The organism is Microbacterium arborescens (assembly GCF_049707515.1).
GTDB classification, from domain to species: domain Bacteria; phylum Actinomycetota; class Actinomycetes; order Actinomycetales; family Microbacteriaceae; genus Microbacterium; species Microbacterium arborescens_B.
This window is the reverse complement of record NZ_JBNAFI010000002.1, coordinates 563,098-581,490: the sequence shown is the minus strand read 5'-3', so window position 1 is coordinate 581,490 and position 18,393 is coordinate 563,098. Positions and strand designations below refer to the sequence as shown.

Sequence of the window (18,393 nt, the reverse complement as noted above, 5' to 3'; positions counted from 1 at the left end):
TCGCTCACAACGCTGTGCTGCCAGCACCTTGCGTGCTCGATATGGTCGCCTATCGTCGAAGGATGCTCTACAGGGAATTCACGCGGGTCGACCTGGCCGGGATCCGGGCCAAGCTGGGCGAGCCGAGTCAGGCGGCCGTCGATAAGATCCTCGACCACCTCGACGACAACTGCCTGCGCTTCCTCGCGCACTCGCCGTTCCTCTGCCTCTCGACGGCGGATGCCGACGGGGCCTGCGACTGCTCGCCGCGCGGTGACTACCCCGGATTCGTCCGCGCCCTCGACCGTCGCACCCTCGTGATCCCCGACCGGCTCGGCAACCGCCTGGTCGACTCGTTCCGCAACATGCTCGAGAACCCGCACATCGGCCTGCTGTGCTTCGTCCCCGGGATGAGCGAGACCCTCCGCATCAACGGAACCGCCTACATCACCGACGACCCGGATCTGCTGACGATGCTCGAACAGGACCATTCCGTTCCCGAGCTCGCCGTTGTGGTGCGCACCGAGGAGGTGTACCTGCACTGCGGCCGGGCGCTGCTTCGCGGCGGGATCTGGGACGCCGAGATGCAGGACCTGGCCGCTGAGGTCCCGACGTCGGGCGCGATCTGGGCGAGCATGTCGGGGCTCGATGCGGAGGTGGGCGACGCGATCGACCGTTCGGTCGCGGCGGGCAACCGGGTGCTGTACTGAATGCGTGACCGCAGCGACATGATGCCGCTCGTGGTGAGCGACATCCGGCGGCAGACGCCGTCGATCGTCAGCGTCCGTCTCACCCACCCCGACGGTGACGACCTGCCCGGCTGGGAGCCCGGAGCGCACGTCGACCTCCAGCTCATCACCCGGCAGGAGCGTCAGTACTCGCTCTGCGGCGATCCCGCCGACGCGACGTCGTATCGCATCGGTGTGCTGCACGAGCCGCTCTCGCGCGGCGGGTCGCACTACATCCACACCCACCTGCGTCCGGGGCGGCGGGTGTGGGTGCGGCCACCGCGCAATCTCTTCGCCCTCGAGACCGCACCCGCCTACCTGCTGCTCGCCGCGGGCATCGGCATCACGCCCATCCTCGCCATGGCGCGCCGCCTCGCCGCCGTTGGAGCGGACTGGCATCTCGTCTACCTGGCCCGCGAGGCTGCGCACGTCGCCTTCGCCGACGAGCTCGAGGCGCTCGGCGACCGCGTGCGGCTCCACCTCAGCGGCAGCGAGGGACGACTCGACCTGCGCGCCGTGATCGCGTCGCTCGCGCCCGGCACCGCGGTCTACGCGTGCGGACCGCAGCGGTTCGCCGATGCGCTCGAGATCCTCCGCGACGCCCTCCCGCTCGGTGCGCAGCTGCATATGGAGCGCTTCGAGCCCGTGCCCCGCGTGTTCGGTCCCGATCAGCCCTTCACGGTCGTTGCGAAGCGCTCTCAGCTCGAGGTCGTCGTCCCGGCGGAATGGTCGATGCTGCAGGCCCTGCGCGGCGCGGGCATCGATGCACCCGGCTCATGCCTCCGTGGCGTGTGCGGCTCCTGTGCGCTGCGCGTCACGGCGGGGTCGCCCGAGCACCGGGATTCGCTGGGCACGACGGGAGACGCCGTCATCCACCCGTGCGTCTCGCGATCGATCGGCCCCGCCCTGTCCGTCGACATCTGACGCCCCGACTCACAGCGCGTCGTACGTGAACCGTCCCCCCAGCAGGGTCGCGGCGACCGGCATCGCCCGCAGAGCGTCGCGATCGAGGTCGAACGGGTCGGCATCGGTGATCACGATGTCGGCGGGGGCGCCCACGGCGAGCGGATGCCGCACGCTCGCGGCCAGGGCCACGTCGAGCGGCAGCGCCTGCTCGGGGTGCCAGGCGTCTCGGGCTCCCCTGCTGCGCGTCACGGCGGACGCGATGGCATGCCACGGATCGAGCGGCGCGACAGGCGCGTCCGAGCCCAGTCGCAGGTCGACTCCGGCCGCATGCAGCGACCCGAAGGCGAAGGCTCGGTCGGTGCGGCCCGCCCAGTAGCGGTCGGCGACGTCGCGGTCGTCCATCGCATGTTCGGGCTGCACGCTGGCGATGAGGCCGAGCCGGGCGAAGCGCGCGAAGTCGTCGCTGCGCACGAGCTGGGCATGCTCGATGATGCCGGTCATGCCGAGTTCTTCGAACGTGTCGAGCACCTCGGTGTTCGCCCGGTCGCCGATCGCGTGCACCGCCGCCGCGACACCGCCCGCGCGAGCGCGGACGAGCAGGTCCCGCAGTTCCCCGACCGGGATGCTGCTGACCCCGCAGCCGTGCGCGGCGTGGGCGTCGAGGCCGGGGTAGGGGTCCCAGCAGTAGGCGGTGCGGGTGTTCAAGGAACCGTCGACCACGACCTTCAGCCGGCCCATCGTCACGAGCCCCGACGCATCGACGGCGTCTCCGGTGCGCAGCCCGCGGCCGATGACGGTGTCGAGCCGATCCGGCCACACCGAGGCGTCGATGCGCAGCGAGTCGACGCCGGCGGCGACCCGCGCGGACCACTCGTCGATGTTGAGGACGTTCTCGTACTCGACCACCCCGACGATGCCCCGCGCCGCCGCTGCCGCCGCGGCGACGCGGTAGTCGTCGACGGGCAGCGCGGCCTCGGCGTGGAACCGCTGCAGCACCCCGATCCACTCCCCTTCGCTCACGACGCCGCTCGCGTCGGGCCGCAGGCCGAGCCGGACGGCACCGGCGGTGTTCATCCACGCGCTGTGCAGATCGCCGTTGATCAGCACGACCGGCTGGGCGAACTCGTCGAGCGCCGCCTGCGTCACCGGCTCGTTCCAGAGCCCGTCGCGGTAGCCGTAGCCGAAGAGCACGCCGTCGGTCGTCGGGAATCCGGCCGCGACGGCCGCCCGGACGGCACCGACGGCATCCGAGGCGCTCCGGGTGCCTGACAGATCGACACGTCGCTGCTGGATGACCCATTGCGTGAAGTGCACGTGCGCGTCCCACAGCCCGGGACCGACGTAGCGCCCGTCGAGATCGACGACTCGCGCGCCGTCCCCGTCGAGCGCTCCCCGCGGAGCGAGGTCTGCGACGAGACCGGACGAGAGCCGGATGTCGACGGGCTCGCCGCCGCCGTAGGTGCGCGCACCGCGCAGCAGCAGATCACGAGAGGTCATGGGTTCTCCGTTCGTCGGCGCGGCCGTGCACGCGCTCCATCGTGTCGGCCAGGGCCGGGTTGGCGTACGGGCCCGGCTGCCGCAGACGGTGCAGCACACGATCGACCACGTCCGGACCCTTGTCCTGGCTCATCTTCTGCTTCGCCTCGAAGCGCGACACCCGCAGCCGGAAGCCGACGGTTCCGCCGACGATGCGCCGGGCGTACTCCTCGTTCTCGAGCGTGCCCGCCATGGGGAAGGGATCGGGAAGGGGCTTCTCGAGGTGCGCGACCATCCGATCGAGCAGAGCGAGGTTGTCGTCGTCGCTGAGCAGTTCGGGTACGCCGTAGGCGTGCGCGACGGTGAAGTTCCAGGTGGGGACCGCGGGCGACACCTCGTACCAGCCCGGCGACACGTAACCCTGGGCCCCCGAGACGATCACCAGCACCTCGTGCCGGCCGAGTTCGTGCAGCCGCTCGTCGGGCCTGCCGACGTGGCTGACGATCACGATGTCGTCCTCGCCGTCGTCCTCATCCCCGATCTCGTCGAGCATGATCGGGTAGTGCGAGGCCACGAGGCCGCGCCCGGGCACGAACGAGACGATCGAGGCCCACGGGTTCTCGCGCACGAGCTCTCTGACCCAGGCGGCGTCGGTGACGGCGTAGTCGGGGGTGTGCCTCATCGGATGCCGCCGACGGGTGCGGGCACCGCGTAGCGCCGCGGCGTGCCGAATCGGTGGGCCGTGATCGACACGGCCTGCTCACGCAGGTAGGGCAGGGTCTCGATACGGCCGGAACCCACGACGGGGGCGTCGTGCAGCGCGACGGCCGGCGATCCCGCCGTCGCTCCCGCGAACACCGCGGCCGAGCCGCCGAGCAGCCGGACGCGGCCACCCGTTCGGGCGAGCGCGGCAGCACGGCGCGTCCAGGCCGCCTCGTCCTCGACGCGAACGGGCACGCCCGCACCCTCGAGCCACGCCCGCACCGCGGGGGCGAGCTCGGCGGCGGAACTGACCGTTACGGCCGCGCCGACGCGGACGCCGGCCGCGACCGATCGGACGAGGGCGACGTCGGACACGGCCTCGGCGCGCACCGTCACGGGCACCGCGGCGTAGCGGAAGACGTTCTGCTCCGATTCCAGTGCGGTGACGTCGCGGGCGACGCCGAACTCGTCCCGCCACGCGGCGGCGTCGCTGGCGAGCGCGGCGGCGAGCCACGCCCGATCCGCCTCGGGCACGGCAGCGGCCGCGGCGGCGGCGAAGGCGTCGGTGCGGGCGGGGCGGCCGGCCGTCGTCGCGGCGTCGGTCCACGTTCCGAAGCCGGCGAGGTAATTGGGCCCGCCCGCCTTGGTTCCCGAGCCGACGACGGACTTCTTCCACCCGCCGAAGGGCTGTCGCTGCACGATCGCCCCGGTCGTCCCGCGATTGACATACAGGTTGCCCGCCTCGATGCGGCTCAGCCAGGTCTGGATCTCGCCCTCGTCGAGCGCATGGAGTCCCGAGGTCAAGCCGTACTCGATCGCGTTGACGAGGTCGATGGCCTCATCCAGGGTCTCGGCGGTCATGATGCCGAGCACGGGGCCGAAGTACTCGGTGAGGTGGAACTCCGAGCCGGCGCGCACTCCGTCACGGATGCCCGGACGCCACAGCGCTCCGTCGGCGTCCAGCCGCTGCGGCTCGACGACCCAGGACTGTCCGGCCTCGAGGGTCGTGAGGGCTCGCAGGAGCTTGCCCGAGGCCGGCTCGATGAGGGGACCGACGCGGCTGGCGGCGTGCCAGGGCGAACCGACCTCGAGCGACGTGACCGCGTCGACGAGCTGCCCGCGGAACCGCTCGGAGGTCGCGACCGACCCCACGAGCACGACGAGGGATGCCGCCGAGCATTTCTGGCCGGCGTGACCGAACGCCGACATGGCGACGTCCTTGGCGGCCAGATCGAGATCGGCGCTCGGCGTGACGATGACGGCGTTCTTGCCGCTGGTCTCGGCGAGCAGCGGGAGGTCGGGGCGGAACGAGCGGAAGAGCTCCGCCGTCTCGTACGCACCGGTCAGCACGACGCGTTCCACGTCCGGGTGCGCGACGAGCCGCGCACCGAGCGACCCCTCTTCGAGCTGGACGTAGGTGAGCACGTCGCGGGGCACCCCGGCCTCCCACAGCGCCTCGACCATGACGGCGCCCGAGCGGCGGGCCTGCAGCGCGGGCTTGATGATCACGGGGCTGCCGGCGGCGAGCGCGGCGAGCGTCGAGCCGGCGGGGATGGCCACCGGGAAGTTCCAGGGCGGGGTGACGACGGTGAGGCGCGCGGGGGTGAACTCGGCGCCGTCGACATGCGCGAGGCCGCGCCCCTGCTCGGCGTAGTAGTGCGCGAAGTCGATGGCTTCGGAGACCTCGGGGTCGCTCTGCTCGACGACCTTGCCACACTCGGCTCCCATCACCTCGATGAGGTCGGCGCGCCGACGCTCCAGGACGTCACCGGCGCGGTGGAGGATCTCGGCGCGATCGTCCGCGCTGAGCGCCCGCCAGGACGCACCCGCGGCGACCGCGGCATCCACGGCGGCGTCGACGTCGGCGCTGTCGACGAGCACGTGCGCGTCGGCCGTCTCCTGGCCGAGGGCGGAATCGCGCATGCGCTCGAGGATGCCGTCCGCCCAGCGACGGTTCGCCGCGATGGCCGGGTCCGAGTCCGGCGTGTTCGCGAACCCCGTCGCCGCTGCCGGTGCCGGGTCGGCGGTGCGGTCCTGCACGCGGCGCGGGGCGGGGACATCCGCCGGCATCGCGTCGATCGCCGCCAGGAACCGGTCGCGCTCGCGGGCGAACAGCTGCTCGTCGGCGTCGAGGTCGAACACCGCCGACATGAAGTTCTCCGCCGAGGCCCCCTCCTCGAGTCGCCGGATCAGATAGGCGATCGCGACGTCGAACTCCCGAGGGTGCACGACGGGTGTGTACAGGAGGATCGACCCGACGGTGCGGCGGACGACGGCCGCCTGCGCCGTCGCCATCCCGAGCAGCATCTCGATGTCGATGCCGCCCACGACCCCGCGTCGTTCGGCGAGCAGCCAGGCCAGCGCGATGTCGAACAGGTTGTGCCCGGCAACGCCGATGCGCACGTGCGCGGTGTGCTCGGGCCGCAGCGCGTAGTCGAGCACCGCTTTGTACGAGGCATCCGATGCCTGCTTCGACTCCCACGTCGCGAGCGGCCAGTCGTGGATGTCGGCGTCGACGCGCTCCATCGGCAGGTTGGCGCCCTTGACGACGCGCACCTTGATCGGGGCGCCGCCGGCGGCGACCCGGGCGGCGGCCCACTCCTGCAAGCGCATCATCGCGCCGAGCGCGTCGGGGAGGTAGGCCTGCAGCACGATCCCGGCCTCGAGCTCGCGGAACTGCGGCTCGTCGAGGATGCGCATGAAGACCGCGAGCGTGAGGTCGAGGTCCTTGTACTCCTCCATGTCGAGGTTGAGGAACTTCCGCCCGGCGGCCGCGACCCGGTACAGCGGACGCAGCGCGTCGACGGCGTCGGTGACGGCGTCGTCGAACGCCCAGGGCGTGTGCGGGGCGACAGTCGACGACACCTTGATCGAGACGTAGTCGACGTCATCGCGTGCCAGGAGCCGGCGGGTTCCGGCGAGACGTCGGGCAGCCTCCTTCTTGCCGAGGATCGCCTCGCCCAGCAGGTTGACGTTCAGGCGGATCCCCTCCTCGCCGCGGATGCGGGCGATCGCCGGCCCGAGCCTGCGGTCGGTCGCGTCGACGATGAGGTGACGCACCATGGCCCGCAGCGCGGCGCGCGCCGCCGGCACCACGATCGCGGGCGCGAGGGGCGCGGCAAAGGCTCCCAGGCGGATCGCGGACTTCAGGTGGAGAGGGAGGAACCCGGGGATGAAGGGCGTGAGGGCCGCGAGGTTGCGTGCGGCGACCCGGGTGTCCTCGGGACGTACGACGCCGTCGACGAAGCCGACCGTGAAGTCCAGGCCGCGCGGATCGCGGAGGACGCCCGCCAGGCGTTCCGCCGACGCGTCGACCTTCTCGGCGCGGCTGGCCTCGAGCCAGCGTCGCACGAGGGCGACGGCATCGTCGGCGAGGTCGGCGAGCGAAACGCCGGTAGGGGCCACGGCCGGCGACGGGGCGGGAGCGGAGGCGGGGGTCATGATGGTCCTTCCGTAGATGCGCTCAGTCTGCGGCTCGCATCTCATCGACAAAAGCGATCGTTTACGATCGGTACTGTTCGAGATTCCCGATGAGTGGAGCGCAGCGTGTTCGATCTCCGCCGATTGCGCCTGCTGCACGAGCTGTCGGTGCGCGGCACTCTCGCGGCGGTCGCCGAGGCCCTCGCGTACAGCCCGTCGACCATCTCGCAGCAGCTCGCGCAGCTCGAGCGCGAGGCCGGCGTCGCGCTGCTGCGTCCGGACGGCCGCCGCGTGCGGCTGACGGCGCAGGGCGAGGCCCTGGCCGCCCACGCCGCGCGGATGCTGGCGGCCGATGAAGAGGTGCGCAGCGAGCTCGAGCGGATGCAGCCGTCGCTCTCCCCCGTCCGGGTCGCGGCCATGCAGTCGGCGGTGCACGGCCTCGTCCCCCGTGTGCTGGAGCTGCTCGCCGTCTCCGCCCCGGGGTTGCGCCTCGAGGTGACGGAGCTGCCGCCCGAGGAGGGGCTGTTCGAGCTGGCCGCGCGCGGATTCGACCTGGTCGTCGCCGAGCAGTACCCGGGTCACACCCGCGAGCACCGCTCGGGGCTCGACCGCGCCTTCCTGGGCCTCGACAGCATCCGGCTCGCCCTCGGTCCCGACGAGCGCGAGACCGAGCTCGCCGCCCTTCGCGACCGCCCGTGGGTGATGGAGCCCGTCGGCACCGCCGCGCGCCATTGGGCGACGCAGCAGTGCCGCGCGGCCGGGTTCGAGCCGCATGTGCCGTTCGAGCTGACCGATCTGACCGCGCACATCCGACTCGTCGCGGCCGGACGCGCCGCCGCGATGATCCCCGACCTCGTCTTCGCGGGAGACGACCCGCCGGTCCGGCTCTTCGACCTGCCCGGAAGGCCGCGCCGTGACGTCTTCACCGCGGTGCGACACGGCGCCTCGCACCGTCCCGCGCTCGAGGCGGTGCAGACCGCCCTGCAGCAGGCCTTCGACGAGGTCGCCTCCTGACCGGGCTCAGAGCACCTTCGCGAGGAAGGCGCGGGTACGCGCGTGCTCGGGATCACCGAGGACCTGGGCGGGCGGGCCGCTCTCGACGACGACTCCCCCGTCCATGAACGTCACGGTGTCGGCCACCTCGCGGGCGAAGCCGATCTCGTGCGTGACGACGATCATCGTCATGCCTTCCGCCGCGAGGTCGCGCATGACGTCGAGCACCTCGCCGACCAGCTCCGGGTCGAGCGCGGAGGTCGGCTCGTCGAACAGCATCAGCTTGGGACGCATGTTCAGCGCCCGGGCGATGGCGACCCGCTGCTGCTGCCCGCCCGAGAGCGACCGGGGGTAGGCGTCCGCCTTGTCTGCGAGGCCGACGCGGGCCAGCAGCGCGCGGCCGCGCTCGCGCGCGTCCCTCGCCTTTTCGCGGCGCACCATCACCGGGGCCTCGACGAGGTTCTCGAGCACGGTCATGTGCGGGAACAGGTTGAAATGCTGGAACACCATCCCGATGTCGCTGCGCTTGCGCGCGATCTCGTCGTCGCGCAGCTCGTAAAGCCGGTCGCCCACGCGCCGGTACCCGACGAGCTCGCCGTCGACGCTGATGCTGCCGGCATTGATCTTCTCGAGGTGGTTGATGCAGCGCAGGAACGTGCTCTTCCCCGAACCCGAGGGGCCGAGCAGGCACCGCACCTGTCCTTTCTCCACGACCAGGTCGATGCCTCGGACGACGTGGTTGGCGCCGAAACGCTTGTGCACGCCGATCGCCTCGACCATCGGGGTGAGAGCAGTCATCGGCGTTCTCCTTCGACATCGATCGGTCCGGTCGGCGGGGCGGGCTCGACGGTGGCGTGCCGCGGCACGAGTCCGTCGAGCCACTCGACGAAGTACGACCGCTCGGCGCGGCGGTCGCCGCGGGTGAATCGCCGCTCGACGAAGTACTGGCCGATGCTCAGCACAGTGGTCACGAGCAGGTACCAGATGCTCACCGTGATCAGCAGCGGGATGACCTCGAAATTGCGCGAGTAGATCGTCTGGGCGGCGAAGAGCAGGTCGCCGATCGCGATGACGCTCACGAGCGCCGTCGTTTTCAGCATCGAGATGGTCTCGTTGCCCGTGGGCGGGATGATGACGCGCATGGCCTGCGGCAGCACGATCCGCCGGAAGATCTGCCGACGCCGCATGCCGAGCGCCTCGGCCGCGTCGGTCTGACCCGGGTCGACCGAGAGCAGTCCGGCCCGGACGATCTCCGACATGTAGGCCCCCTCGTTCAGACCGAGACCCAGGATCGCGGCGAGCATCGGTGTGATGAGGGTGTTGGTGTCGGCTTCGACGAACGCCGGGCCGAACGGGACGCCGAACTGCAGCGTGGGGTACAGCGCGGCGAGATTGAACCAGAAGATGAGCTGGACCAGCAGGGGCGTGCCGCGGAAGAAGCCCACGTAGGCGGATGCCGCTCCGGACACGACGACGTTCCGCGACTGACGGCCGACCGCCATGATCACGCCGATCGCGACGCCGATGAGCATCGCGACGACGGTGAGCCACAGCGTCGTACCGAGTCCGCGCAGGATGCGGCCGTCGAGGAAGTATCCCCAGACCTTCGCCCATTCGAAGTTCGGGTTCGTCGCGACCGACTGCACGAGCATGGCGGCCAGCAGCAGGACGACGACCGAGACGAGCCACTGTCCCCATCGCCGCACCGGAACGACGCGCAGCGGCACCTCCTCGCGGGCGGCCCCCCGCGCGGCCGTGTCCTTTGGGAGGGCCGTGCTCACTTCGCCGCCTGCGCCGGGTCGGTGTAGATCTCGGCGGTGTCGACGGCACCCACCTCGACGCCGAAGCGCTCGAGGTTCTCGAGGTACAGGCCCTCGTCCATGAGCTTCTGCAGCGCTGCCGAGACGGCCTCGGTGAGCTCCGATCCCTTCGGGAAGGCCAGTCCCCACGGGGTGGGCTCGTAGTTGATGTCGAGCGCCTCCATGGCGCCGTCCGACTGGGCCGCCTGATAGACGGCGGGCGGCAATGCGCTGACCGTCGCCTCGACGCGACCCGACGACAGCGCCAGCACCGCGTCGGCGGCGGTGGCGAAGGTCGAGATCTCGATGTCGGGCTCACCGGCGGCGGAGCAGGTCTCGGCCCAAGCGGGCAGGGTGATCGTCTCCTCGGTCGATCCCTTGAGCACACCGACGGAGTGGCCGCAGAGCGTCTCGATCGACAGCTCCTCGGGGTTGTCTCCGGCGACGAGGAGCGTCGTGCCGCCCTGGAAGTCGCTCACGAAGTCGACGGCTCCGAGCCGTTCCTGCGTGATCCCCAGCGATGCCGCGGCCATGTCGACCTTGCCCGACTCGAGGGCCGGGAACAGCGCGTCGAACTTGATGTCGTCGAAGACGATGTCGATGCCGAGCACCTGGCCGATCAGGCGCACCTCCTCCGGCTGCGATCCCGACAGGGTGACGCCGTCCTCGGCGAGGTCGAGGATCGGCGGGTAGCCCGGACCGCTCGCGACGTGGATCTCGCCGGCCTCCGCGATATCCGCCGGCAGAAGGTCGGCGATCGACTGGTCGAACAGCTCGCTCTCGCCGGCCGCGGGCGATGCCTCCCCCGACGACGCGCAGCCGGCGAGGAGGGCGACAGTCGTGAGCGACGCGCCCGCGACGAGTCCGAGACGGGGGACGGGACGGAACGGACGGCGATTCATGGCACTCCTTGGTCGGGCGGGATGGTGCACGGCGACGGTGTCCGCTCACGGATCGATCCGGGCTCCGACAGCGGGGCCGCGACGTCCGTGGCGAGTGCGCTCATGATAGGAACGGCCCTTTTCGCCCCGTCGACGCCCCCGAGAACACGCAAACCCGACGCTCCCGGATCGCGCTTTCGCGACCCGGGCACGAGTCCGGACGTCAGGCCGCGGCACCCGCCGCGGCGGCGGAGCGGTACCCGACGAGACCGGAGAGGTCGGCCGAGAGCTCAAGCGCGACGGCCTTCAGCGCGGGGATGCGGGGCCGCATGTCGTCGGTGGTCCCCACCAGGCACACGGCGGCCGCGACAGCACCGCTGGCATCGCGGATCGGGGCCGTCACGGCGGTCTGCCCGGCCTCTTCGAACGATTCCGTCGCGAGCACGCCGTCGCGCACGAGCACCGCGACGCGACGACGGAAGTCGGCGAGCTCGCGCGCATCGGTCCGCCGCGGGAGGAAGGCCGGGATGTCGTCGGGGTCGAAGTCCATCACGAGCGTCGGTCCGCCGTCGGCGCTGGGGATCGGGCACGGGCGGCCGAGCCACGGCGTCATGTCCAGGCCCGCCCCGAGGCTTCGGATCTCCTCGACGAGGGTCACCGAGCGCATCCCCCTCAGCACCGTGATGAAGGCGCAGACACCCGTGGCGTCGGCTGCTGCCGCGACGAGGGGGGCGCCCTCCGCGACGAGGGTCGGCCGCACGGCCGCGCGGAGCCAGCCGTGGAGCATCCATGTCAGGCGCATGCGCTCGCCGTCGGCGTCGAACCGGACGAAGCCGACGCGATGGCACGACTCGAGCAGGCGCAGCGCCCGATCACGACGGATGCCGGTGGCCGCGCAGAGCTCGGAGACCGTGGCCTCCGCCGGCCCGAGAGCTTCGAGGAGCACCAGGGTCGCCGCGAGAGCCGAGGACGGGCCGCCTCTCGCCCCCGGCGGCGTCGGTCGCGCGCGCGGTGCGTCGAGCGTTCGCTCGAGCGTGCGGCGTTCCGCCGCCAGGGCACGCCGCGCGACGGGAACGCCCTCCTTCGCCCGGTTGACGGGCAGGCGCACGGCGAGCACCCCGACGCACTCGCCGCCCGGCTCGAGCACCGGCACGGCGAGCTCGACGCACTTGCCGATCCGCGACTCGGTCACCTGCCCGCCCATCCCGACGCCGACGCGCGCGAGGGCCTGCACGCTCGCGCTGCGCTGGTCCGCCACGAGCTCCCCGGCCCGGGCCGGGGAGTGCAGCGTCCACGGCGACGGGACGGCGTCGACGATGCGAACGCCCCCGAGCGCGCCGACGGCGAGCACCGCGGTCTCGCCGGTGCCGTGCGCGAGCCGGGTGAGGGCCGAGCGCGCGGCTGCGACCGAGGGCTCGGAAGCGACACCCGACAGGCGCAGCGCGGCCGGCCCGACCCGATACGAGCCGTAGGCCTCACCGCGCGCGAGAAGGCCGAGATCGACGAGTTCCGCGCACAACCGCGACGCACTGCTCAGCGGCATTCCCGCCGCTCGTCCGATCGCTCCGGTGAGCATCTCCTCGGTGGGATCGGGACGTCCGGCCACCACCTGGACGACGCGGAGCCCCGCCTCCACTCGTGCGGTCACGGGTACCCCCTTCGCCGGTAATCGGCAAACCTCACGCGCCGGGTTTGCATGAGGCCAGCACTGTAACAGCGTCGCACGACGGCGTTCAAATAATGGCGGTCAACGAATGGGAAGGACTCGGGCCACATGGAGAGATTCGATGTCGCGGTCGTGGGCATGGGCGCTCTGGGAAGCGCCGCCGCGTACCACCTGTCGCGCACCGGAGTGCGGACGATCGCGTTCGAGCAGTTCGAGCTCGGCCACGTCCGCGGGGCGTCGCACGACACGTCGCGCATCATCCGCACCTCGTACGGCTCGTCCCCCTACGTCCGTCTGGCACAGGCCTCGTACCGCGACTGGGCGGCTTTCGAGGCGGCCACCGGAGAGCGTCTCACGACCGTCACCGGCGGTCTGGTCTTCATCCCGACCGACGGCCCCTTCGCGGCGTCCGACTTCGTGTCGAGCCTCACCGAGGCACAGGTGCCGCACGAACTGCTCGCCCCGGAGGACGTGCACGCACGCTGGCCGCAGTTCTCCCTGCCCGCCGACGTCGAGACCGTCTACACGCCCGACTCCGGTATCGTCCACGCCGCTCGGTCGGTCGCAGCCTTCCAGATGCACGCCCGCATGAACGGAGCGGTCATCCGCGACCGCACGCCGGTGCTGAGCCTCCTCCCCGACGAGTCCGGCGTCGTCGTGCGCACCGCGGACGGCGACGTCCACGCCGGCAAGGTCGTCCTCGCGGCCGACGCCTGGACCAACGCGCTCCTCGCCCCGCTGGGCGCGGAGATCCCGCTGATCACGATGCAGGAACAGGTGACGTACTTCGCCCCGGAGGACCCCGACGCGTTCGACCGCGACCGGTTCCCGGTGTGGATCTGGGAGGACGAGCAGTGCTTCTACGGCTTCCCGACGTACGGCGAGCCGACGATCAAAGCGGCGCGCGACCGGTCCGACAACGTCATGTCGCCCGATGAGCGCACCTTCGTACCCTCCCCCGAACTGCTCGCGGAGCTCTCGTCCTTCATGTCGTCGACGATCCCCAGCAGCGGCGGCGTGCTCCGCACGGTCACCTGCCAGTACGCCATCACCCCCGACCGCAACTTCGTGATCGGTCCCGTGCCGCAGCATCCCGACATCATCGTCGCGCTCGGGGCCGGGCACGCGTTCAAGTTCACCCCGACCATCGGCCGTATCCTCGCCGAGCTCGCCGTCGACGGCGAGACGACCGAGGACATCTCGACGTTCGGGGTCGCCTCCGCCCACGATCCCGCCTCGGGCATCGACCACCGCCCCGTCCTCGTCGACTGAGGCCGCAGAGAGGAACCCCGTGCCCTTCACCGACACCACCGACGTCGCCCTCTACTACGAGGCCTTCGGCGACGAGGACGCTCCGCTCGTCGTGCTGATCTCGGGCGGTGGGGCTCAGCTGCTGTCGTGGCCCGAGGAGTTCGTCGCCCTCATCGTCGGCGCGGGATTCCGGGTCGTGCGCTTCGACAATCGCGACACCGGCCTCTCGCCCCGCTTCGGCGGGAGGGACGACATCGACGGCGGCTACGGCCTCGAGGACCTCGGCGACGACGTCATCCGCATCCTCGATCACCTGGGTGTCGCGGGCGCGCATCTCGTCGGCCATTCGATGGGCGGCATGATGGCGCAGACCGCCGCGATCCGGCATCCCGGCCGGGTGCTCAGCCTCGGCCTCATCTCGACCATCCCCGGACGCGACCCGCGCTACGTGCTCCATGGCGCGCGCCCCGAGCTTCAGCAGGCTCCGGTGCGGGTGCCGCGGGCTGCGCAAGTCGATGCCGCGGGCGCATACGCCGCGGTCGCCGGCAGTGCGCGGTACCCGATCGACGTCGATTGGATGCGGTGGGCTGCCGGCGAGGCCTTCGATCGAGGCGACGCGCCGGAGGGGTTCAGCCGGCAGTGGGCGGCGCTCCTGCGCGCTCCGGAGCGCCTCGACCTGCTGCGCTCGGTGGCCGCACCCGCGCTCGTGTTCCACGGCCGCGACGACGACGTCTGCGGCTCGGCTGCCGCGATCGACATGGCCGCGGCGCTGCAGGAGGCCGAACTGCAGCTCCACCCGGGCATGGGACACCTGATTCCGCCGGGCCTGTGGCCCGTGCTCGCCGACGGCGTCGTGCGCACCGCGCGACGCGGCGAACAGCTGGCGGGACGCTGACCGAGCGCGCCAGGCGGGCGGTCAGTCACGGGGCGGCCCGAAGACGAGCACGAGCTCCGCGGGCTCGCCGGAGGTATTGCGCACGCCGTGCGGCACCCCGTGCGGGGCGTAGGCGGCATCGCCCGCGCGCAGCACGATCGGCTCAGGGCCTCCCGTCATGACCACCTCTCCGCGGGTGACGACGTACATCTCGTCGGCGCTGTCGACGGAGCAGCTCGCGGGGTCGTCTGCGAGGTGGTGGTGGACGCCCTCTTCGGCACCCGGCTCGAGGTGGTAGAACATCACGCTCGATTCGAGCCGCGTCGAGGAGCGGAAGTAGCGCTCGACCTGCACCTGCCCGCTGCCGCGGTACATCCGCCAGTCGAGCGCGTCGTCGCCCCGCCGCTGCGTTTCCATCCCGATCTCCCCTCGCCGTCGTGCCGCCACGGTAGGGACCGAGCGTCACCGCCTCCGACGAAGCCGCGAGAACCGGCAATCGACCCGTCGTGATTTTGCTCCTTCCGGCGGCGGAAATCCGGCGGACGCCGACCGTCGGGAGAATGTCGCCACCCGCGGGGCCCCGCAGCCCTCCTCCCGAAAGGACATCCCTCATGCGTTTCGTCAGCGTCAGCAACATGGTCGCCTGGGTCCGCGAGACCGGCCCGGAGGCGATCATCGCCGGGATGGTCGACGCCATGGAGGTCGACTTCCGCCGGTGGGAGCGCTTCGAGCGCGAGCCGCGCGTCGCGAGCCACTCCCCGATCGGCGTCATCGAGCTCATGCCCACGAGCGACGGCGAGCTCTACGCGTTCAAATACGTCAACGGTCACCCCGCGAACCCGTCGCGCGGTTTCCAGACGGTCACCGCGTTCGGCGTGCTCGCCGACGTCATGACGGGCTACCCGCTCTTCCTCTCGGAGATGACGCTCCTGACGGCGCTGCGGACGGCGGCGGCATCGGGACTCGCCGCACGGTGGCTCGCGCGCCCCGGCAGCAGCACGCACGCCATGATCGGCGCGGGTTCGCAGGCGGAGTTCCAAGCCCTGGCGATCCGCTCGCAGCTCGGCATCACCGATCTGCGGATCTTCGACACCGACCGTTCGGCGGCCGAGGCGACAGCACGCAACCTCAGACCCCTCGGGTTCGACGTGACGATCGCCGACTCGGCGGCAGCGGCCGCGGCGGACGCCGATGTCGTCACGACCTGCACCGCCGACAAGGCGAACGCCGTCGTGCTGCGCGCCGGAGAGGTGCGCGCCGGCACGCACATCAACGCCATCGGAGGCGACTGCCCCGGCAAGACCGAACTCGACCTCGCCCTCGTACGCGAGAACCGCCTGTTCGTCGAGCACACCCCGCAGACGCGCATCGAGGGTGAGCTGCAGCAGCTCCCGGCCGATTGGCCCGTGACCGAGGTGTGGTCGGTCATCGCGGGCCTCGCGCCGGGCCGCGTCTCCCCCGACGAGATCACGATCTTCGACTCGGTCGGGTTCGCCATCGAGGATTTCACCGCCCTGCGCTACACCCGCGATGCGACCGCGAACACCCGGTACAGCGAGTCGATCGACCTCGTCGCCGAGCCCGACGACCCCAAGGACCTGTTCGGCATGGTCGGGGCACCGGTGCCCGTCGTCTGACCTCCGGGAGCGCGGAGCGGGCTCAGCCGAGCAGGTCGATGCCGAAGCCCGCCACCACGGCCCGCACCTCGACGAGATAGCGCTGGGCCTGCTCGGTCAGCGGGATGCCGGTCCGGCCGATCCATCCGATCTCGATGCGTTCGTCGACCTCGAGCGGCACGGCGACGATCTCGGGATCGAGGTCGTCGCTGATGATGCCCGTCGAGATCGTGTACCCGTCGAGACCGATCATGAGGTTGAAGATCGTCGCGCGATCCGACACCCGGATCTCCTGCTTGCTGGAGAGGGTCGAGAGGATCTCCTCGGCGAAGTAGAACGAGTTGTTCGCGCCCTGGTCGAACGTCAGTCGCGGCAGATCGGCGAGGTCGTCGAGCGTCGCCCGCTCGCGCGAGGCGAGCGGGTTGCGCCGCGACACGAAGATGTGGGGCTCCGCGACGAAGAGCGGATGGAAGGCCAGGCCCGAGTCGCGCAGCAGCTTGTCGATGACGTTGCGGTTGAAGTCGTTGCGGAACAGGATGCCGAGTTCGCTTCGGAGCGTCCGGACGTCCTCGATGATGTCCCACGTACGGGTCTCGCGCAGCGAGAACTCGTACTCGGGGGCTCCCGTGCTCCTGACCATCCGCACGAAGGCGTCGACGGCGAAAGAGTAGTGCTGTGTCGACACGCCGAGCAGGCGGCGCGACGGCGGCCGGCCGAGGTACCGCTGTTCGAGCAGCTCGGCCTGCTCGACGACCTGGCGGGCATACCCGAGGAACTCCACGCCGTCGGTGGTGAGGGTCACTCCCCGGGGCGAACGGAGGAGAAGGTCCCTCCCCACGCGACTCTCGAGGTCCTTCATCGCCGCCGACATCGTGGGCTGCGCGACGTAGAGCAGATCCGCGGCGGCGGAGATCGAGCCCTCGGCGGCGACTTCGATGAAGTAGTGCAGCTGCTGCAGAGTGATCCCGCTCTTGCTCCCGGCCATAGCCACAGCCTATGACACTGCATAGCGGGGATGAATTACCCGATGCCACCGCCCTCCGAGCACCATGAGATCAACACTTCCCGCACGGCTCTTCCGGGCTCGGCATCGATTGGCTGCTCATGGCGAACGAGTTCACGTTCCGCATCACCACCGCCCGCTTCGACGAGGACTACTCGCCGTCGGAGAGCTCGCGGATCACCACCAACTTCGCGAACCTCGCCCGGGGTGAGCACCGTCGCGAGAATCTGCGCAGCGCCCTCGCGATGATCGACGGCCGCCTCAACGACCTCGCGCGAACCGACAACCCGAACGGTGACCGCTACGCAGCCGAGCTCGACATCGTCTCGGTGCAGCTGCAGTTCGCAGCCGGCGGAGACGACCGGGAGTTCCCGTTGCTCGAGGTGCTCGACATCCATATCGTGGACCGACTGACCGGCGAGCGCCATCAGGGCATCGTGGGGAACAACTTCTCGTCGTACCTCCGCGACTACGACTTCAGCATCGTCCTGCCGTCGGCTCAGCAGACCCCCGGCGAGTTCACCGTTCCCGACGACTTCGGCGACCTGCATGGGAAGCTCTTCCAGCACTTCCTCGAATCCGACGCCTACCGCGAGCGCTTCCCGCAGCCGCCCGTGGTGTGCATCAGCGTCTCGACCAGCAGGACCTATCGCCGGAACGGCAACCGGCACGCCGTGCTCGGCGTCGAGTACGAGCAGGACGCGTACTCCCTCACCGACGAGTACTTCGCGAAGATGGGCCTGCAGGTCCGCTACTTCATGCCGCGGGGCAGCGTGGCACCGCTCGCCTTCTACTTCCGCGGTGATCTGTTGAGCGACTACACCGATCTGCAGCTGATCGGCACCATCAGCACCATGGAGACGTTCCAGAAGATCTACCGGCCCGAGATCTACAACGCGGCGGAGCCGGCGAGCGAGGTCTACCGGCCGAGCCTCGAGCGGGTCGATTTCGCGCGCACCGGAATCACCTACGACCGGGTCGAGCGCAGTCAGCTCGCCGCCACGCAGGGCAAGTACGCAGAGGAGCACTTCGTCACCCCGCACCGCCAGGTCCTCTCCCGGTGGGCAGCCCGCTACTCGACACCGGTCCGATGAGCCAC

The 18,393-nt window shown here is 70.9% G+C and carries 16 protein-coding genes; 7 read left to right on the top strand and 9 right to left on the bottom strand.

The window, feature by feature from the left end:
• Positions 1–62: 62 nt before the first annotated feature.
• Together ACPYN5_RS06750 and ACPYN5_RS06745 are read left to right on the top strand one after the other, a co-directional pair.
• Positions 63–689: an MSMEG_1061 family FMN-dependent PPOX-type flavoprotein gene (locus tag ACPYN5_RS06750; protein ID WP_424448205.1), complete on the top strand. Its 627-nt coding sequence runs from the start codon at positions 63–65 to the stop codon at positions 687–689.
• Complete coding sequence (locus ACPYN5_RS06745; RefSeq protein ID WP_424448204.1) at positions 690–1,631, top strand: PDR/VanB family oxidoreductase; 942 nt, start codon at positions 690–692, stop codon at positions 1,629–1,631.
• Positions 1,632–1,640: 9 nt separating this feature from the next.
• Here the strand turns inward: ACPYN5_RS06745 and ACPYN5_RS06740 are convergent, their stop codons facing one another.
• The 3 genes from ACPYN5_RS06740 to ACPYN5_RS06730 are packed head-to-tail and all read right to left on the bottom strand — an operon-like array spanning position 1,641 to position 7,232.
• Positions 1,641–3,110, bottom strand: a complete 1,470-nt coding sequence (locus ACPYN5_RS06740) for an amidohydrolase (protein WP_424448203.1) — start codon at positions 3,108–3,110, stop codon at positions 1,641–1,643.
• On the bottom strand, positions 3,097–3,771 hold the full coding sequence (locus ACPYN5_RS06735) for an FMN-binding negative transcriptional regulator (RefSeq protein ID WP_424448202.1): 675 nt from the start codon (positions 3,769–3,771) through the stop codon (positions 3,097–3,099). The genes ACPYN5_RS06740 and ACPYN5_RS06735 overlap by 14 nt, the downstream gene beginning before the upstream one ends.
• Positions 3,768–7,232 (bottom strand): bifunctional proline dehydrogenase/L-glutamate gamma-semialdehyde dehydrogenase, encoded by a 3,465-nt coding sequence (locus tag ACPYN5_RS06730; protein ID WP_424448201.1) that lies wholly within the window; start codon positions 7,230–7,232, stop codon positions 3,768–3,770. The genes ACPYN5_RS06735 and ACPYN5_RS06730 overlap by 4 nt, the downstream gene beginning before the upstream one ends.
• A gap of 105 nt (positions 7,233–7,337) precedes the next feature.
• Here ACPYN5_RS06730 and ACPYN5_RS06725 point away from each other — a divergent pair, with 105 nt between their 5' ends.
• Positions 7,338–8,225, top strand: a complete 888-nt coding sequence (locus ACPYN5_RS06725; RefSeq protein ID WP_424448200.1) for a LysR family transcriptional regulator — start codon at positions 7,338–7,340, stop codon at positions 8,223–8,225.
• Between the two features lie 6 nt (positions 8,226–8,231).
• On the opposite strand, the gene ACPYN5_RS06720 is transcribed toward ACPYN5_RS06725, so the two are convergent.
• The 4 genes from ACPYN5_RS06720 to ACPYN5_RS06705 form a co-directional block, all read right to left on the bottom strand.
• On the bottom strand, positions 8,232–9,002 hold the full coding sequence (locus ACPYN5_RS06720; RefSeq protein ID WP_424448199.1) for an amino acid ABC transporter ATP-binding protein: 771 nt from the start codon (positions 9,000–9,002) through the stop codon (positions 8,232–8,234).
• The gene (locus ACPYN5_RS06715) at positions 8,999–9,985 is read right to left on the bottom strand and encodes an amino acid ABC transporter permease (RefSeq protein ID WP_424448198.1); all 987 of its coding nucleotides are present in this window, start codon (positions 9,983–9,985) and stop codon (positions 8,999–9,001) included. The genes ACPYN5_RS06720 and ACPYN5_RS06715 overlap by 4 nt, the downstream gene beginning before the upstream one ends.
• A complete protein-coding gene (locus tag ACPYN5_RS06710) occupies positions 9,982–10,905 on the bottom strand; it encodes an ABC transporter substrate-binding protein (RefSeq protein WP_424448197.1) in 924 nt (307 codons plus the stop codon). Before ACPYN5_RS06710 ends, ACPYN5_RS06715 begins: the two co-directional genes overlap by 4 nt.
• 202 nt (positions 10,906–11,107) lie before the next feature.
• Positions 11,108–12,532, bottom strand: a complete 1,425-nt coding sequence (locus ACPYN5_RS06705) for a helix-turn-helix domain-containing protein (RefSeq protein WP_424448196.1) — start codon at positions 12,530–12,532, stop codon at positions 11,108–11,110.
• A gap of 126 nt (positions 12,533–12,658) precedes the next feature.
• Between ACPYN5_RS06705 and solA the strand changes: the two genes are divergently transcribed.
• Both solA and ACPYN5_RS06695 read left to right on the top strand, forming a co-directional pair.
• Entirely contained in the window at positions 12,659–13,822 is a 1,164-nt protein-coding gene (gene solA, locus ACPYN5_RS06700; protein WP_424448195.1) for an N-methyl-L-tryptophan oxidase, read from the top strand.
• A gap of 19 nt (positions 13,823–13,841) precedes the next feature.
• Positions 13,842–14,696: an alpha/beta fold hydrolase gene (locus tag ACPYN5_RS06695; RefSeq protein ID WP_424448194.1), complete on the top strand. Its 855-nt coding sequence runs from the start codon at positions 13,842–13,844 to the stop codon at positions 14,694–14,696.
• Positions 14,697–14,717: 21 nt separating this feature from the next.
• Here the strand turns inward: ACPYN5_RS06695 and ACPYN5_RS06690 are convergent, their stop codons facing one another.
• A complete protein-coding gene (locus ACPYN5_RS06690) occupies positions 14,718–15,092 on the bottom strand; it encodes a cupin domain-containing protein (protein ID WP_424448193.1) in 375 nt (124 codons plus the stop codon).
• 194 nt (positions 15,093–15,286) lie between these two features.
• On the opposite strand from ACPYN5_RS06690, the gene ACPYN5_RS06685 reads away from it, so the two are divergent.
• Positions 15,287–16,312, top strand: coding sequence for an ornithine cyclodeaminase (locus ACPYN5_RS06685; RefSeq protein WP_424448192.1), 1,026 nt, complete (start codon positions 15,287–15,289; stop codon positions 16,310–16,312).
• Positions 16,313–16,334: 22 nt separating this feature from the next.
• On the opposite strand, the gene ACPYN5_RS06680 is transcribed toward ACPYN5_RS06685, so the two are convergent.
• Positions 16,335–17,276: a LysR family transcriptional regulator gene (locus ACPYN5_RS06680; protein WP_424448191.1), complete on the bottom strand. Its 942-nt coding sequence runs from the start codon at positions 17,274–17,276 to the stop codon at positions 16,335–16,337.
• Positions 17,277–17,395: 119 nt separating this feature from the next.
• On the opposite strand from ACPYN5_RS06680, the gene ACPYN5_RS06675 reads away from it, so the two are divergent.
• The gene (locus ACPYN5_RS06675) at positions 17,396–18,388 is read left to right on the top strand and encodes a putative oxygenase MesX (protein WP_424448190.1); all 993 of its coding nucleotides are present in this window, start codon (positions 17,396–17,398) and stop codon (positions 18,386–18,388) included.
• The last annotated feature ends 5 nt before the right edge of the window (positions 18,389–18,393 follow it).

Excerpts from the sequence above, each read along its gene's own strand:
- ACPYN5_RS06675 (WP_424448190.1), top strand. The coding sequence starts at position 17,396 with ATGGCGAACGAGTTCACGTTCCGCATCACCACCGCCCGCTTCGACGAG.
- ACPYN5_RS06685 (WP_424448192.1), top strand. The coding sequence starts at position 15,287 with ATGCGTTTCGTCAGCGTCAGCAACATGGTCGCCTGGGTCCGCGAGACC.
- solA (WP_424448195.1), top strand. The coding sequence starts at position 12,659 with ATGGAGAGATTCGATGTCGCGGTCGTGGGCATGGGCGCTCTGGGAAGC.
- ACPYN5_RS06680 (WP_424448191.1), bottom strand. The coding sequence starts at position 17,276 with ATGGCCGGGAGCAAGAGCGGGATCACTCTGCAGCAGCTGCACTACTTC.
- ACPYN5_RS06720 (WP_424448199.1), bottom strand. The coding sequence starts at position 9,002 with ATGACTGCTCTCACCCCGATGGTCGAGGCGATCGGCGTGCACAAGCGT.
- ACPYN5_RS06750 (WP_424448205.1), top strand. The coding sequence starts at position 63 with ATGCTCTACAGGGAATTCACGCGGGTCGACCTGGCCGGGATCCGGGCC.
- ACPYN5_RS06690 (WP_424448193.1), bottom strand. The coding sequence starts at position 15,092 with ATGGAAACGCAGCGGCGGGGCGACGACGCGCTCGACTGGCGGATGTAC.
- ACPYN5_RS06735 (WP_424448202.1), bottom strand. The coding sequence starts at position 3,771 with ATGAGGCACACCCCCGACTACGCCGTCACCGACGCCGCCTGGGTCAGA.
- ACPYN5_RS06710 (WP_424448197.1), bottom strand. The coding sequence starts at position 10,905 with ATGAATCGCCGTCCGTTCCGTCCCGTCCCCCGTCTCGGACTCGTCGCG.
- ACPYN5_RS06740 (WP_424448203.1), bottom strand. The coding sequence starts at position 3,110 with ATGACCTCTCGTGATCTGCTGCTGCGCGGTGCGCGCACCTACGGCGGC.
- ACPYN5_RS06730 (WP_424448201.1), bottom strand. The coding sequence starts at position 7,232 with ATGACCCCCGCCTCCGCTCCCGCCCCGTCGCCGGCCGTGGCCCCTACC.
- ACPYN5_RS06745 (WP_424448204.1), top strand. The coding sequence starts at position 690 with ATGCGTGACCGCAGCGACATGATGCCGCTCGTGGTGAGCGACATCCGG.